12 protein-coding genes are annotated in these 15,107 nt (G+C 49.4%); all 12 read right to left on the bottom strand.

What is annotated here, in order from left to right; genetic code table 11:
- Positions 1 to 71: 71 nt before the first annotated feature.
- Positions 72 to 1,421: a sodium-dependent transporter gene (locus RN22_RS21440; RefSeq protein ID WP_046307584.1), complete on the bottom strand. Its 1,350-nt coding sequence runs from the start codon at positions 1,419 to 1,421 to the stop codon at positions 72 to 74.
- Positions 1,422 to 1,639: 218 nt separating this feature from the next.
- Positions 1,640 to 1,951, bottom strand: a complete 312-nt coding sequence (locus RN22_RS21435) for a c-type cytochrome (protein WP_002536413.1) — start codon at positions 1,949 to 1,951, stop codon at positions 1,640 to 1,642.
- 56 nt (positions 1,952 to 2,007) lie between these two features.
- Positions 2,008 to 3,339, bottom strand: coding sequence for a tRNA lysidine(34) synthetase TilS (gene tilS / locus RN22_RS21430; RefSeq protein WP_046307582.1), 1,332 nt, complete (start codon positions 3,337 to 3,339; stop codon positions 2,008 to 2,010).
- A gap of 88 nt (positions 3,340 to 3,427) precedes the next feature.
- Positions 3,428 to 4,390 (bottom strand): acetyl-CoA carboxylase carboxyl transferase subunit alpha, encoded by a 963-nt coding sequence (gene accA / locus RN22_RS21425; RefSeq protein WP_002536409.1) that lies wholly within the window; start codon positions 4,388 to 4,390, stop codon positions 3,428 to 3,430.
- A gap of 60 nt (positions 4,391 to 4,450) precedes the next feature.
- Positions 4,451 to 7,930 (bottom strand): DNA polymerase III subunit alpha, encoded by a 3,480-nt coding sequence (gene dnaE / locus RN22_RS21420; RefSeq protein ID WP_002536406.1) that lies wholly within the window; start codon positions 7,928 to 7,930, stop codon positions 4,451 to 4,453.
- Positions 7,931 to 7,996: 66 nt separating this feature from the next.
- Positions 7,997 to 8,599 carry a ribonuclease HII gene (gene rnhB, locus RN22_RS21415; RefSeq protein ID WP_046307580.1) on the bottom strand — a complete coding sequence of 201 codons (603 nt, stop codon included), beginning with the start codon at positions 8,597 to 8,599 and terminating at the stop codon, positions 7,997 to 7,999.
- A gap of 3 nt (positions 8,600 to 8,602) precedes the next feature.
- Entirely contained in the window at positions 8,603 to 9,742 is a 1,140-nt protein-coding gene (gene lpxB / locus RN22_RS21410) for a lipid-A-disaccharide synthase (RefSeq protein ID WP_046307579.1), read from the bottom strand.
- Positions 9,742 to 10,530: an acyl-ACP--UDP-N-acetylglucosamine O-acyltransferase gene (gene lpxA, locus RN22_RS21405; RefSeq protein ID WP_046307578.1), complete on the bottom strand. Its 789-nt coding sequence runs from the start codon at positions 10,528 to 10,530 to the stop codon at positions 9,742 to 9,744. The genes lpxB and lpxA overlap by 1 nt, the downstream gene beginning before the upstream one ends.
- A gap of 2 nt (positions 10,531 to 10,532) precedes the next feature.
- Positions 10,533 to 10,985 carry a 3-hydroxyacyl-ACP dehydratase FabZ gene (fabZ, locus tag RN22_RS21400; protein WP_002536399.1) on the bottom strand — a complete coding sequence of 151 codons (453 nt, stop codon included), beginning with the start codon at positions 10,983 to 10,985 and terminating at the stop codon, positions 10,533 to 10,535.
- 130 nt (positions 10,986 to 11,115) lie between these two features.
- The gene (gene lpxD, locus RN22_RS21395; RefSeq protein ID WP_046307573.1) at positions 11,116 to 12,141 is read right to left on the bottom strand and encodes a UDP-3-O-(3-hydroxymyristoyl)glucosamine N-acyltransferase; all 1,026 of its coding nucleotides are present in this window, start codon (positions 12,139 to 12,141) and stop codon (positions 11,116 to 11,118) included.
- Positions 12,142 to 12,153: 12 nt separating this feature from the next.
- Entirely contained in the window at positions 12,154 to 12,663 is a 510-nt protein-coding gene (locus RN22_RS21390) for an OmpH family outer membrane protein (protein WP_046307572.1), read from the bottom strand.
- A gap of 21 nt (positions 12,664 to 12,684) precedes the next feature.
- Positions 12,685 to 15,084 (bottom strand): outer membrane protein assembly factor BamA, encoded by a 2,400-nt coding sequence (bamA, locus tag RN22_RS21385; RefSeq protein ID WP_046307585.1) that lies wholly within the window; start codon positions 15,082 to 15,084, stop codon positions 12,685 to 12,687.
- Positions 15,085 to 15,107: the final 23 nt, after the last annotated feature.

Genomic DNA, 15,107 nt, shown 5'->3' with positions numbered 1-15,107 from the left:
ATCAAATTTTTCAACGCAGTTATCGATCATTTTAACAAGCTAGGATGAGCAGATATTTACTACGATTGGTATTAAACCAATGACATCCAAATCACAGCAATAACCAGAACTGGACAGACAAACTTCACGTACAAAGGCCAAACTTTCCAGAACAGACCTAGCTCGATATCGTCATAGCCCTGACGAAGCTCCTTGAGCTTCTGGGCACGCTTCCACACCCAACCGCCATACAGACAGAACAACAGTGCCGCTATTGGCTGGAAGTATTGTGTCGCGATCGCCGCAACCAGACCAAACAGCTCGCCAAAGTTAAACACTATCACCGCGCTGAAAGCAGCGATAACACCACCCAACAACCAGCTGGCAGTTGAGCGTTGAGTACCAAGGCGTTCACTCATTAGCGCAACAGGACATTCAAGCATAGAGATTGAGGAGGTTAGCGCCGCAATCGTCATCAGTAAGAAGAAGACAAAGGCAACCAATGTCCCGACGACACCAAGCCCTTGAAACAGCATCGGCAGCACATCAAACACCAGTGTCGAAGAGCTCAGCAGTGCACCGTTGGCATCATAGATCTCTACGCCCTGACGCATAGCTGCAAACATAGCAGGCAGGATAACCAGACCAGCAATCACCGCCACGGCGGTATCCACCAGTGTGACATTCAGCGCCATTTTTGGCAGGTTCTCTTTGCGGCTAAGGTACGAACCGTAAATCAACATGGAACAGCCGCCAATGGTCAGAGAAAAGAAGCCTTGCCCCATCGCGGCCAGAATAAGATCGCTATCCATCACTTTGGAAAAATCAGGGATGAGGTAGTGTGCCAAACCTTCAGTCGCCCCTGGCAATGTCATCACATAAATGAAAAGCACAGCGAACAGAATGAAAAGTGCTGGCATCAGGCGTGTTGACCATTTCTCGATACCTTCTTTCACACCAGCCTGAACAATCAAGATAGTCAGCAGATAGAAAAGACCCGCGCCCAAAAGATTTCGTTCAACCGAGAAGCCCTTCAACCAGATTGCAGCGTCATGAAGCCCAATAAGCTCTGCACCTGCGGCAAGCAAGTAAGAAATTAGCCAGCCACCGACGATGCTATAAAAAGCCAAAACCAGACAAGGCACCATCAGGCCGATAAGACCTACACCATCCCCAAGCGTTTTTGATAACGAAGATCGTCCCAGCTTTCTCATGCTGTCGATCGGGTTTGCCTGACCATGACGCCCAATCGCCATTTCAACCACCAGCATAGGGTAGGCAACGATGAGGATCATCAAAAGGTAGACTAAAAGAAAGGCACCACCACCGTTACTTGCTGCTTGTGTTGGGAATCCCCAGATATTACCCAGCCCCACTGCAGCACCGGCTGCTGCTAAAACGAAACCGAGTCTGGAACTAAAGTGCTCGCGTCCTGCTGCCATTGTTTTAACCTCTTACAATGTATCAGTGAGCTAGTACAATAGTAAAGCCTGAATTTTCCTGCAATAGCAGAAAGTTTGATCGAGCAAAAAACAATCAGGCAAAATAAAATATTGCGATCAGGGTGTTAGCAAATATCTTCTTTACCGTTTTGACTAGTGAGCTGGTATAAAAAAACCACGGCGGGTGCCGTGGTTTTCACTTCCATTCGTTATAGCGACTATTTCATTTGTGCAAAGTATGCAGCCAAGTTCGCCATGTCAGCATCGCTCAACATGTCAGCCTGCGGCTTCATGATCATCGCCTGTGCGCCAGTACGTTCGCCGCTTTTGTAGGCTTTCAACGCAGAAACCAGATATTGCTCATTCTGGCCCGCAAGATTTGGGTAGCCTGGGATCATCGCAATACCATTTGCTCCATGGCATGCTGCACAAATCGCTGCTTTGGCTTTGCCGGCTTCTGCATCTCCTGCAGCAAATGAAGGCGCAGCCATCATCATGGCAGCCAGACCTAAAGGTAACAGTTGTTTCATCGCTTCCTCGCTTTATTGTTTTCCAGTTTTGTTAAATTGTTGCACGTAAAAGCTATTCACGCATTTAATGTATGGCATTTGTGCCAGACAAGCTCACACTCATCGCCCACATAGTCCTCACAAACAAACAGGTCACAGACAGCAGCTATCGTCTCTCCATAGAACAAGATAGGCGTTCTTCGACGAAGCCAGCTCGGTACCCCATATTCCTGAAAAAGCTTTTTGAGTTTCCGCTTCCCTTGCCTGCTGGCAGGTCGGGCAAACCAACCTTCAGGGTCAAAGCCAACACTTATTTCTTCATCCTTTCTGGGCGCACGAATCCTGATACCCCGGTCATTGCTCGGCGCAGACACTATCTCCAGTTCCCCAAGGTTATCAGGCAATGAAATCTTTCTGTTCACCACCAATGACGCTGTCCAGTCTGAGACATCCTGATAAGGTGCAACAAACCAGAGTTTCCCCTGATATCTCCGCACTTCGCCTTGAGCCACTTTGAGAACTGGATTGGCGTCAGGCCCAGCTTCTATCACTGATGAAAACACTTGCTCAAGCTGTGCTTTTGACAAAGAGAGCCTTCCTACATACTTTAACCAGCGCCTGACCAACGCACTTTGTAATATCGGAGAGTATTCTTTTGTCTTGCCGATGTTCAAACTGCCGTCAGTTCCCATCACTTCAGCATCGTATTGAACCAACAGTTCATCAAGCAAGGTTTCCTGTTCAGCACAATGCAGAGCTGTACGGTTGATGGCTTTAACTAAACCCGGCCATCGCTCAGAAGCCATGGGGAGCCATTCTTGTCTGATAAAATTACGGTCAAACCGACTATCCAGATTGCTTTCGTCTTCTATCCAGATAAGCCCCTGAGATTCAGCATATTCCTCAATGGCTTTTCTGTTTGCCTCAAGTAAGGGACGGCATAACACGGCATGTTGCATTGGACGGGTTTCTGGCATAGCAGCCAACCCCGCAGGGCCACTACCACGTTTAAGCGCCAGTAAAAAGGTTTCGGCCTGATCATCGGCATGCTGACCGGTCAATACCAGTGCATTGTCATCTACTGAGTTCAAAATGGCCTGATAGCGTGCCTCTCTGGCTGCTTTCTCAAGGCTTTCGCCTCGATGGTTCAAGGTCACCCGAATTCCCTTAAACGCAAAGTCAGCGTCACTGGCCCAACGCTCACATTGTGCCATCCAATCATCTGCATTTAGGCTCAAACCATGATGAACATGAACCACCAAATAGGCGTGCTGGGGATGAATGTCCCGATAAGTGGCGAGCAAATCGAGCATGACGCGTGAATCCACGCCGCCACTGAAAGCCAGCACGATCTGGCGGGGTACTGGCGTGTATCTATCGAGGACATTTTCAAACAGGGAGAACAGCATAGACACTTCGAGAAAGACGATTTTTTCGAATCATAGCATCAGATACGAAAAAAGGGCCATTTGGCCCTTTTTAAATCAATCGGTTTGCTTAACAGTAACCGTAGCTCAGTAGACGCTGATAACGACGCTCGCGTAAATTATCTGCATCTAACTGTGCCAGTTCTTCCAACTGGCCCACCAGCAGTGCTTTGATGCTTTCTGCGGTTTTAGCGAAATCACGGTGTGCACCGCCCATCGGCTCTTCGATGATGTTGTCGATAAGACCCAGCTCTTTCAGACGAGGTGCAGTCATGCCCATTGCTTCAGCGGCTTGTGGGGCTTTGTCTGAATCACGCCACAGGATAGATGCACAACCTTCCGGCGAAATCACCGAGTAAGTGGAGTACTGCAGCATGTTCACGTAATCGCCCACACCAATCGCCAGTGCACCACCCGAGCCACCTTCACCAACCACGTTAACGATAACCGGCACCGTCAGGCCAGCCATCTCTTTCAGGTTGCGTGCAATCGCTTCTGACTGGCCACGTTCTTCAGCACCAACGCCAGGATATGCCCCTGCGGTGTCAATGAAGGTAATGATAGGCATCTTGAAACGCTCTGCCATTTTCATCAGGCGCAGCGCTTTGCGGTAACCTTCCGGCTTTGGCATACCGAAGTTACGAATCACTTTTTCGCGGGTTTCACGGCCTTTTTGATGGCCGATAATCATCACTGGACGGCCATCAATACGCGCCATACCACCAACAATTGCTTTGTCATCTGCATATGCGCGATCGCCTGCCAGCTCTTCAAATTCAGTGAAGATCAGATCCGCGTAGTCCAGAGTATATGGACGACGTGGATGACGTGCCAGCTGCGCAACCTGCCAAGCACCCAGATCGCTGAAGATTTTCTTCGTCAGCTCAGTGCTTTTGGTCTCCAATTGCTCGATTTCTTTGTCCAGGTTGACAGCCTCAGCTTCGTCGCCACGCTTGGACACTACACGCAAGGCTTCGATTTTTGCTTCCAATTCCGCGATTGGCTGTTCAAATTCAAGGAAATTAAGACTCATAGAGAAAGAATCCTGTTAAGTAATAACATAGCCCCGCACATTCCTGGCAGGGCCGAAGTATCAATCAAATTCCAGCTCGACCTGTTTATCGCCGAGCAGCGTTTTTAAATCATCGATCAGTTTGTCGTCTGGCGTAATACGCCACTCTGTACCTAAGACCAACTTGGCGCGAGCATCGTCACGCTGGTAGTAAAGGTTGACCGGAACCGTTCCCGCACGGTGCGGTTCCAATATCTCACTGAATCGTTCAAAAAATTTGTTATCAATTTGCCTGTCGGTCACTGAGATAGCAAGTCCGCGCAGGTACTTTTCACGCGCTTGGGATATATCAAGCACTTCTCGTGCCGACATTTTAAGGCCACCGTTGAAGTCATCAAAGCTGACCTGTCCTGATACCACCAAAATTCTGTCTTTTTCTATGAGATCCAGATACTTTTCTAGCGCATCTGAGAACAGCATCACTTCCATCCGGCCTGAACGATCATCCAAAGTCAGAATACCGATACGGGTGCCTCGCTTAGTGGTCATCACACGTGCGGCGATCACAAGGCCAGCCACCGTTGATACCACATCGCGTTTGGTGGCGTGGGCATCTTCAAGGCGCCAAGTAATGTAATGCTTCAGCTCCTTCACATAGCTGTTGATCGGGTGTCCTGTTAAGTAAAGCCCTAGCGTTTCGCGCTCACCTTCCAACCAGACTTTGTCAGGCCAGGGCGGGACTTTCGCGTATTTGTGCTCCACCTCTTCCGGTGCATCCGTGAGTACACCGAACATGTCAGTTTGACCAAACGCTTCTGCCTGGTGGTGTTGGCTTGCTGATTTCAGTGCATCATCCAAAGAAGCCGTCATAGCTGCTCGGTGAGGGCCTAATCTGTCCATTGCGCCTGACTGAATCAGTTTTTCAATCACGCGCTTGTTCACTTTCTTGGTGTCTATGCGGGCGCAGAAGTCAAACAGATCGCGGAAGTAACCGCCTTCTTGACGGGCTTTGATGATGTTTTCGATTGGCGCTTCACCCACACCTTTGATTGCACCGATACCGTAAACAATCTCGCCTTTTTCGTTGACGTTAAAGCGGTATAGACCCGCATTAACATCCGGTGGCAGCATGGTGAGTTTCATACGGCGACACTCTTCAACCAGACCAACAATCTTGTCGGTGTTATCCATATCCGCGGTCATTACCGCTGCCATGAACTCAGCCGGATAGTGTGTTTTCAGCCAAAGTGTTTGATAGGAAACCAGCGCGTAGGCTGCAGAGTGCGATTTGTTGAAGCCGTAACCCGCGAATTTCTCCACCAGGTCGAAGATCTTCATCGACAGTTCGCCGTCAACACCGTTGGCAATTGCACCGCTTTCAAACGTCGCGCGCTGCTTCGCCATTTCTTCTGGCTTTTTCTTACCCATTGCACGGCGAAGCATGTCTGCACCACCCAGGGTATAGCCAGACAGCACCTGAGCAATCTGCATCACCTGCTCTTGGTAAAGAATGATGCCGTAGGTTGGATCCAGAATTTCTTTCAGTGACTCATGCTGCCAAGTCGCATCAGGGTAAGAGATCTCTTCTCGTCCATGCTTACGGTCGATAAAGTTATCTACCATGCCTGATTGCAATGGACCGGGACGGAAAAGAGCTACCAGTGCGATGATATCTTCGAAGCAGTCAGGTTGAAGACGCTTAATCAGCTCTTTCATACCCCGTGATTCGAGCTGGAATACCGCCGTGGTTTCTGAGTTCTGCAATACGCGGAATGAAGCAGCATCTTCGAGCGGGATAGACTCGATGCGTACAGGCTCTTGTCCGCTGCGCTCTAGGCGCGGATTAATCAGTCCCAAAGCCCAGTCGATGATGGTCAGGGTGCGCAGACCCAAGAAGTCAAACTTTACGAGGCCCGCGGTTTCTACGTCATTCTTATCGAACTGGGTTACCGGGAAGTGACCTTCTGCATCAGCATAGATAGGAGCAAAATCGGTAATGGTGGTTGGCGAGATAACAACACCACCCGCGTGCTTACCGGCGTTTCGTGTACAGCCTTCCAGAATGCGGCAGGTGTCGATAAGCTCGCGGACTTCTTCATCCGCTTCATAGATTTCACCCAGCTGTGGCTCTGCCACAAAAGCTTTTTCCAATGTCATCCCAGGATCGGGCGGTACCAGCTTAGAGATACGGTCAACAAAACCATAAGGGTGACCAAGTACACGCCCCACATCACGGATTACCGCTTTGGCAGCCATGGTACCGAAGGTAATGATCTGGGATACCGCATCACGCCCATACATTTCGGCGACGTGATCAATTACCTGATCGCGTTTGTCCATACAGAAGTCGACGTCAAAGTCGGGCATGGAGACACGTTCAGGGTTCAGGAATCGTTCGAACAGCAGATCGTATTCCAGTGGATCAAGGTCGGTGATTTTAAGCGCATAGGCCACCAGTGAACCTGCACCGGAACCACGGCCTGGCCCCACAGGAATCGCGTTGTCTTTCGACCACTGGATGAACTCCATAACGATGAGAAAGTAACCGGGGAAACCCATGTTGTTGATCACTTCCAGTTCGACTTCAAGACGCTCATCGTATTCAGGTCGACGCTTCAGGCGCTCTTCTTCATCCGGGAACAGGAATTCCAGACGTTCTTCCAAACCTTCCCGCGACTTCATCACCAAAAATTCGGTTTCTTCCATGCCTTCAGTCGGGAAGGCGGGCAGGAAGTATTCGTTGAGGCGAACAGTGACGTTACAGCGTTTGGCAATTTCTACTGTGTTTGCCAACGCCTCAGGAATGTCATGGAACAGCTCACACATTTCTTCTTCTGAGCGAAGATGCTGCTGAGGACTGTAGTTTTTCGGGCGGCGGGGATCTTCTAGTGTGTAGCCATCATGGATCGCGACGCGGATTTCATGGGCATCAAACAAATCCGCAGTCAGAAAGCACACCTCATTGGTCGCAACAACGGGAAGATCATGTTCGGCCGCAAAGTCGAGCGCAAAGTGAAGGTAAGCCTCTTCATCCGGGCGCCCTGTTCGCATTAATTCGATGTAATACGCATCAGGGAAATGAGTTTGATAGAAGGCTGCGCACTGATTAGCCAGACCTGCGTTACCTTTGAGTAGGGCTTTGCCCAGATCGCCCCGACGTCCACCCGAAAGGATGATAAGGCCTTCTTTCAACTCAACCAACCAATCCTGATCGATAACAGGTTGATGCTGGATATGACCACGAAGGTAGGCTTTTGAAATCAGTAACGTAAGGTTTTTATAACCGATGTTGTTGGCAGCCAGTACGGTAATTTGGCAGAGATCTTCACCAAAAGCGTCCGTCTGCATTTTAAAGTCAGCGCCGATAATCGGCTTCACACCCGTACTCTGCGCTGTGTTGTAGAACTTCACCAAGCCACATAGGTTGGTAAAGTCCGTCAATGCCATCGCCGGCATGCCTAGCTCGGCCACTTTCTTGACCAATGGCGGCACCTTGCCGAGGCCATCGACCATAGAAAAATCACTGTGAACACGAAGGTGAATAAAGCGTGGGTCTGACATAGTACTCTTACGTTACTGATTTATTGTTGTGAATGTGGGAGGAATGAGATAATCCCTCCCGAAACATTATGCAATGCCGAGCGCGTTCTTAACAGGTTTAAAGCTCTTTCGGTGCTCGGGGATAGCACCATGTTCAGCAAGCGCTTCAAAATGCGCCTTGGTTGGATAACCTTTGTGCTTGGCAAAGCCGTATTGCGGGTATTGCGCATCCAACTCTTCCATTTCCCGGTCTCGAACAACCTTGGCCAGAATGGAAGCTGCACTGATTTCCGCCACGCGCAAATCACCTTTAACGACCGCCTCTGCAGGGATATTGAGTCCCTTCGGCACACGGTTGCCATCAATCAAGACAAAGTCCGGCTTGATGTTTAAGCCAGCCACTGCTCGCTCCATAGCCAGCATGGTGGCAGAAAGAATATTGATTTCATCAATCTCTTCCGGCTCAGCACGGCCTAATGACCAAGCCAGTGCTTTTTCTTTGATTTCCTCAAAGAGCACTGCGCGTTTTTTGTCAGTCAGTTTTTTGGAGTCGGTCAGCCCTTCAATTGGCTTATTGGGATCTAGAATAACAGCAGCCGTTACCACCGCACCCACCAAAGGGCCCCGTCCGACTTCATCAACACCAGCGATAAGCCTAGCGTCAGGATATACAAAAGGTTCGAAGTCCATTGACTAACGTCCTATTAGATTCAGCACTGCATCAGCGGATGTTTTGTCAGCATCGCAGCGGATAATTTCATGCAAGCGGGTGAATTCCGCCATCAAAGCGGTGTTGTCACTGTCGAGAAAACGGGAAACATCATTCGCCAAGGTTTCTGGCGTGCAGGCCTCCTGAAGACGTTCTGGGACCAGTTCACGACCTGCGAGGATATTCGGCAGAGAAACGAACTCAGTCTTAACCATACGCTTGGCTATCCAGGCAGTGATCGCATTCACTTCATAACCCACCACCATAGGACGTTTGACCAGCATGCACTCAAGCGCGACCGTGCCAGAGGCCAGCAGCACCGCATCAGAAGCGGTAATCACGTTGCGCGCGGTGTCATCCACCAGCACAAAATCCAGTTCTGGTGCCGTTTGTTGCCATGCTTCTTCAAATTGGACCCGGCGTTTTTCATTCACCAGCGCAACGGCAAAGCCAATTTCCGGATATTTTGCTTTAAGCAATTTGCAGGTTTTGATGAAGGTTGGTGCCAGCAACTTCATTTCACCACCACGGCTACCCGGTAAAACCGCTAGATAGCGCTTGTCCTGGTTTAAACCCAACAGGGTTTTCGCTGCTGCTTTGTCACTCACCATCGGGATGTCATCTGCCATGGTGTGACCGACGAATGCACAGGGAACGTCAAACTTGTCGTAAAAGGCTTTTTCGAAAGGCAGAAGTGCCAAGACTAAATCTGTGGCTGCGGCAATTTTGAAAATGCGCTTCTGACGCCACGCCCATACACTCGGGCTGACGTAGTGAACGGTTTTGATGCCATTGTCTTTGAGGTCTTTTTCGAGCCTCAGATTGAAATCTGGCGCGTCGATACCGACAAACACATCAGGCGGATTCGCTGTAAAATAGTCGACAAGTTCGCGCTTCACTTTTAGCAAGCGCGATAAGCGGCCGAGCACTTCAACAATGCCCATCACGGCCAACTCTTCCATGTCGAACAGTGTTTCGCAGCCCAATGCCTTCATGCGAGGGCCACCAATGCCCACAAATTCCGCGTCTGGATATTTGGCTTTGATTGCCTTGATAAAACCGGCACCTAAAATATCGCCGGAGATTTCCCCGGCGACAATTCCAATTCGAAGTGGCTTAGCCATTAGCGAATAATGCCTCGGCTTGAGTTCTCGAAAAACTCAACAAACAGCTGCAAAGCCTGCTCGTCTTTCGACATTTCAAGGATCTGCTTCTTGGCTTCTTCCAATGTTTTACCCGAGCGATAAAGCTCTTTGTAAACAGCGCGGATTGCTTTAATCGCACTCTTTTCAAAGCCACGGCGCTTCAGGCCTTCAACATTGATACCGAATGGTGCGCAGTGGTTACCCTGAGCCATCACATAAGGAGGAACATCCTGAACCACAATCGAACCACCGCCCAGCATGCAATGGCTGCCGATAGTGCAGAATTGGTGAATCGCGGTCATGCCGCCAACAATCGCATAATCACCTACTGTTACGTGGCCAGCCAGCGTTGCATTGTTCGCAAAGATACAGCGATCGCCAATCACACAATCATGTGCAACATGAGCATTGATCATGAACAGATTGTCGCTGCCCACTTTCGTGGTGCCTTCATCCTGAATAGTGCCACGGTGCATGGTCACGCTTTCACGGATGGTATTGCGATCACCGATGATCAACGTGGTAGGCTCACCCGCGTACTTGAGGTCCTGACACTCTTCGCCAATAGAAGCGAATTGATAGATTTTGTTATCACAGCCAATTTTTGTTGGCCCTTTGATCACAACATGTGTTTTGACTTCGGTGCCTTCACCGATTTCCACACCGGTGCCGATGAAAGAAAAAGCACCAATCTTGACGTTTGCGCCAAGGATTACGCCTTCTTCCACAACAGCCGTTGGGTGGATTTGTGCGGTTTCATGAATCACGATTAAAACTCTCTTCTGGCACACTTCAGCTCAGCTGAGCAAACAACCTTACCATCAACTTTAGCAACGCCTGTGAACGCAGCAATACCGCGACGCTCTTTCAGGAATTCCACTTCCAGAACCATCTGGTCACCAGGGGTTACCGGCGCGCGGAATTTTGCGTTATCGATACTGGCAAAGTAATACAGTTCATTCTCTTTTGGCTGACCGAAGGTCTTAAATGCCAGAAGGCCGGTCGCCTGCGCCATCGCTTCGAGGATCAATACACCCGGAAATACAGGCAGCTGAGGGAAATGACCCGTGAACTGTGGTTCATTCACAGAGACATTTTTGATCGCGTGAAGGTATTTGCCTTCTTCGAAATCAGTAACACGGTCAATCAGCAGAAATGGATAGCGGTGTGGCAGCAGTTCTTTAATTTCGTTAACTGTCAGGATTTTATTTTCGCGACTCAAAGTTTTATTCCTGTATGAAATACTTATTATATGTCGTTGAATTGGCTGATAACACAAATGGCCCACACTGCAGGTTCGTTCCGACAATTTATCGAAATGAACCACCAGAGCAGGCCATCGCGGACGGCTATTACTCGCTGTCTTCTAGCTGTTTTTCAACGGCTTTCAATCGTTTATGCATGTCTTCGATTTTCAGCACTCGTGCAGCGGTCTTGCGCCACTCTCTGTTGGTCTGAAGTGGAATACCCGAAGAATACATGCCCGGTTCAGTGATAGGTCGCATCACCATCGCCATACCAGTGATCGTGACACCATCTGTAATTTCCATATGGCCGTTAATGACGGTCGCACCACCAATAATGCAGTGCTTACCGATCTTAAGGCTACCAGCCATTGTGGTTGCCCCTGCAACGGCGGTATTTTCACCGATCGAAACATTATGAGCGATCTGACACTGGTTGTCGATAATCACACCATCAGCAATCACGGTATCCTCAATCGCGCCACGGTCGATGGTGGTACAAGCACCAATCTCAACGCGATCGCCAATGACGACGCGACCCACTTGAGGAATTTTCACCCAGCGGCCTTTGTCGTTTGCGTAACCGAAGCCATCAGAACCGATAACCGTACCCGACTGCACAAGGCAAGACTCACCTATCACCACATTATGGTAAACCGTCACGTTTGCCCAGAGACGGGTATTAGCACCTAACTTGGTATCTTTACCCACGAAGCAGCCAGCACCGACTTGCACGTTGTCGCCGAGCTCTACGCCGTCTTCTACCACAGCGTTATGGCCAACGGCGACGCCATTCCCCAGTTTCGCTGTCGGTGAAACATAGGCACTTGGGGCAATATCAACCGCACAGGCAGGTGTGGTGTCCAGCAATTGTGCGGTTAATGCATATCCCAGATACGGGTCTTTCAACACTAGCGCATTTCCGGTGCAGTATGACAGGTCGGCTTCCTTGACCATCACAGCACTTGCCTGACACTCGGCAAGGTGTTTGCGGTATTTGCTGCTGGAAAGGAAGGTGATCTCTCCTTCGCCAGCTTTATCCATACCCGCAATGGCACTGATTTGCACACTGCCATCACCGTGCAGTTCTGCACCCAGTTTTTCCGCTAATTCAGCGAGCGTAATAGAAGCCATTTTCTACCTTACTTATTTCACTGCTTTCAGTACTTTTTCTGACAGGTCGTCTTTCGGGCTTGCATACATCACAGCCTGACTATTGATGACCATGTCATAGCCTTCTTTCTTGGCAATTGTTTCAATGGTTTTCTGTAGCTTAACAACAAGCTTACGCTCTTCTTCCGCGCCACGCTTACGCTGGTCTTCCTGAAGGTTTTTCGCTTTCAATTTGAAATCTGCGTCCAAAGCCTGCAGCTCACGCTGAAGCTTGGTGCGCTCTGCTTCGCTCATCAATTCGCCATTACGCTGAAGCTTATCAACACCTTTTTCTAGGCGATCTCTCAGACGATCCACTTCGGCGATGCGATCTTTGAACTCTTTACGAAGCTGTTCGTTAACATTACTTTTCTTCGCCATTTGCGCCAACACCGGGCCAGTCGCAACGTAACCGATTTTCTGTGCAGCTTCTGCCGCAGTTGCGTAAAAAGAAGCGGTAACAATGGCGAGGCTCAGGCCTGCCGCTTTGATAATAGGTTTCAAACTTTTCTCCTAATGTTGAAATCAGAACGTACGGCCAATGGTAAAGGTGAAGAATTCCTCGTCATCACCCTCGTATTTTTTGATTGGTTTAGCCAGCGAGAAAACCAGCGGTCCCATTGGGGAGCGCCATTGAATCGCTGCACCATACGATGCCCGGTAGTTCGATGGATCGCTATAGTCGTAAATGTATTCCTGACCACTGATGACACGCGCACCATTCAGGTCGTATTCGGTATCCCATACTGAAGCTGCATCCACGAACACACTGGTTCGAATTGCACTTCTCGCCTCTTCAGAAACAAATGGCATCGGGAAAATCAGTTCGGCACTGGCCAATGCAATCGCATTACCACCGACAGAATCGTTACTGCCTACAAGCGCAGGGTTGTTGCCTGCCCCCTGGTCATAAACGGCTTTCGGGCCTGCTGTATTCGAGCGGAAACCACGAAGCGTTGAGTAACCACCTGCATAGAAGTTTTCATAAAACGGAAGCAGGTAATCATTCTCGTCGTTACTGCCATAGCCGTTGCCGTAACCCAAACGTCCTCTCATCAGGAAGGAGAAGTTGTGTCCTTCATCGAGTGGGAAATATTGGCGAACATCATATTGCGCTTTGAAGTACTGGGCATCAGAGCCTGGCACTGTCATACGGAATGACGCACGCTGGTAATTACCCGCTGTTGGGAAGAAACCGCGGTTCAGGTTGTTTCGGGTCCAGCTTACCGACCAATCAAAGTCATCGACCACGAGACCACCATCATCAGTCACGCTGTCGCCCATCGAATCGAGGAACTTTTGAATCTGGTAATAACCGCCCAGATTTTCGATCTGGCGGTGAGTGTAACCCACAGAGAAGTCGAAATAGTTAATTTCGTCGAATGGGAAACCCCAGGTCAGGCTGGTACCGTAGCTCTTGTCGGTATAGTCGACAATGTTTGCATCGGAGGCTTCAAACTCGTTGAAGAAAATGCGGCCACCAAGGCTAATACCATCCAAGGTAAAGTAAGGGTCACGATAATCCAGCGTCAGGTTCTTTTGGTAGTCATTGATCATCGCATTGACACCAAAGCGGTTACCTGTACCCGCAAAGTTATCCTGCTGAAGACCTGCCTGGAAGCTGATCCCTGACTCGGTACCGTAACCGATACCAAAGTTCACGCTGCCGGAGTTGGTCTCCTTAACCACATATTCAACGTCTACCTGATCATCCGTTCCCGGCACACGGGAAGTACGAACATCAACGGTTTCGAAAAAGCCCAGACGATTCAGACGATCTTTACTGGTCTCAACAGATTTAGAGTTCAGCCAAGAGCCTTCCATCTGTCGCATTTCACGGCGCAGCACTTCGTCTTTGGTGATTTGGTTGCCAGAGAACTTGATGTTGCGAACATAAATACGCTTACCCGGCTCTACATTCACGTTAAGAGCAACGGTCTTTGCTTCGTCATCAAACTCAGGAATAGTGGAAACCTGAGGATAGGCATAGCCTTGTTCACCCAGTTTACGCTTGATTTCATCTTCAAGGCGCGTCACTTTTTGACCGTTGTAAGTTTCACCGTCTTCGAAAGGCACCAGCGCGACAAATTCAGCACTGTCTTTACCGCCTCGGAAGCTGACATCTGCCACCGTGTAAGGTTCGCCCTCATCAATATTCAGGGTGATATAGACGCCTTTTTTATCCGGTGAGATAGAAACATTGGCGGACTCAACACGAAATTTCAGATAACCGCGGTTGAGGTAAAATGAGCGCAGGTTTTCCAAGTCTCCTGCCAGCGCCTGTTTCTGATACTGTTCGTTGGCAAGGAAATTCCACCAAGGCACATCAGCACGCAACTTGAAGTTAGACTTGAGTTCATCGTCAGAGAAGACTTCATTACCAATAAAATTAATTTGTTGGATTTTTGCTGAAACGCCCTCAGTGAAGACAAATTTTACGTCAGCGCGGTTTCGCGGAAGCGGGGTGATCACCGTATCCACTACAGCATTGTATTTACCCACGCTGTAGTAGAAATCTTCCAGACCTTTTTCGATATTGGAAAGCTTGGTGCGGTCCAGTGACTCGCCCACACGAAGGCCAGAAGCGGAAAGGTTTTCTTCCAGTTGCTCTTCTTTAATGGCTTTATTGCCTGAGAAAGACACGCTGGCAATCGTTGGGCGTTCAATCACTTTGACCAACAGATCATCGCCATCACGGAAGACGCGTACGTTTTCAAAGTTGCCGGTGGAAAACAGGGATTTGATGATCCCGGAAACATCGCCTTCGTCGATGTTATCGCCAACCCGTACCGGCATTGCGAGCAACGCAGCACCGAGGCTGACGCGCTGAAGCCCCTCAAAACGAATATCTTCTACTACGAACTCATCGGCCGTAACAGAACTTGAGAATAAAAGAGAGGCTATAAGAAGTTTTTTCATCGCCATTGCTTGCTCTGACATTTCCTTGC

This window comes from Grimontia sp. AD028 (assembly GCF_000973155.1).
GTDB classification, from domain to species: domain Bacteria; phylum Pseudomonadota; class Gammaproteobacteria; order Enterobacterales; family Vibrionaceae; genus Enterovibrio; species Enterovibrio indicus.
The sequence above is the reverse complement of the archived record's forward strand: the minus strand, read 5'-3'. Positions and strand labels throughout refer to the sequence as shown.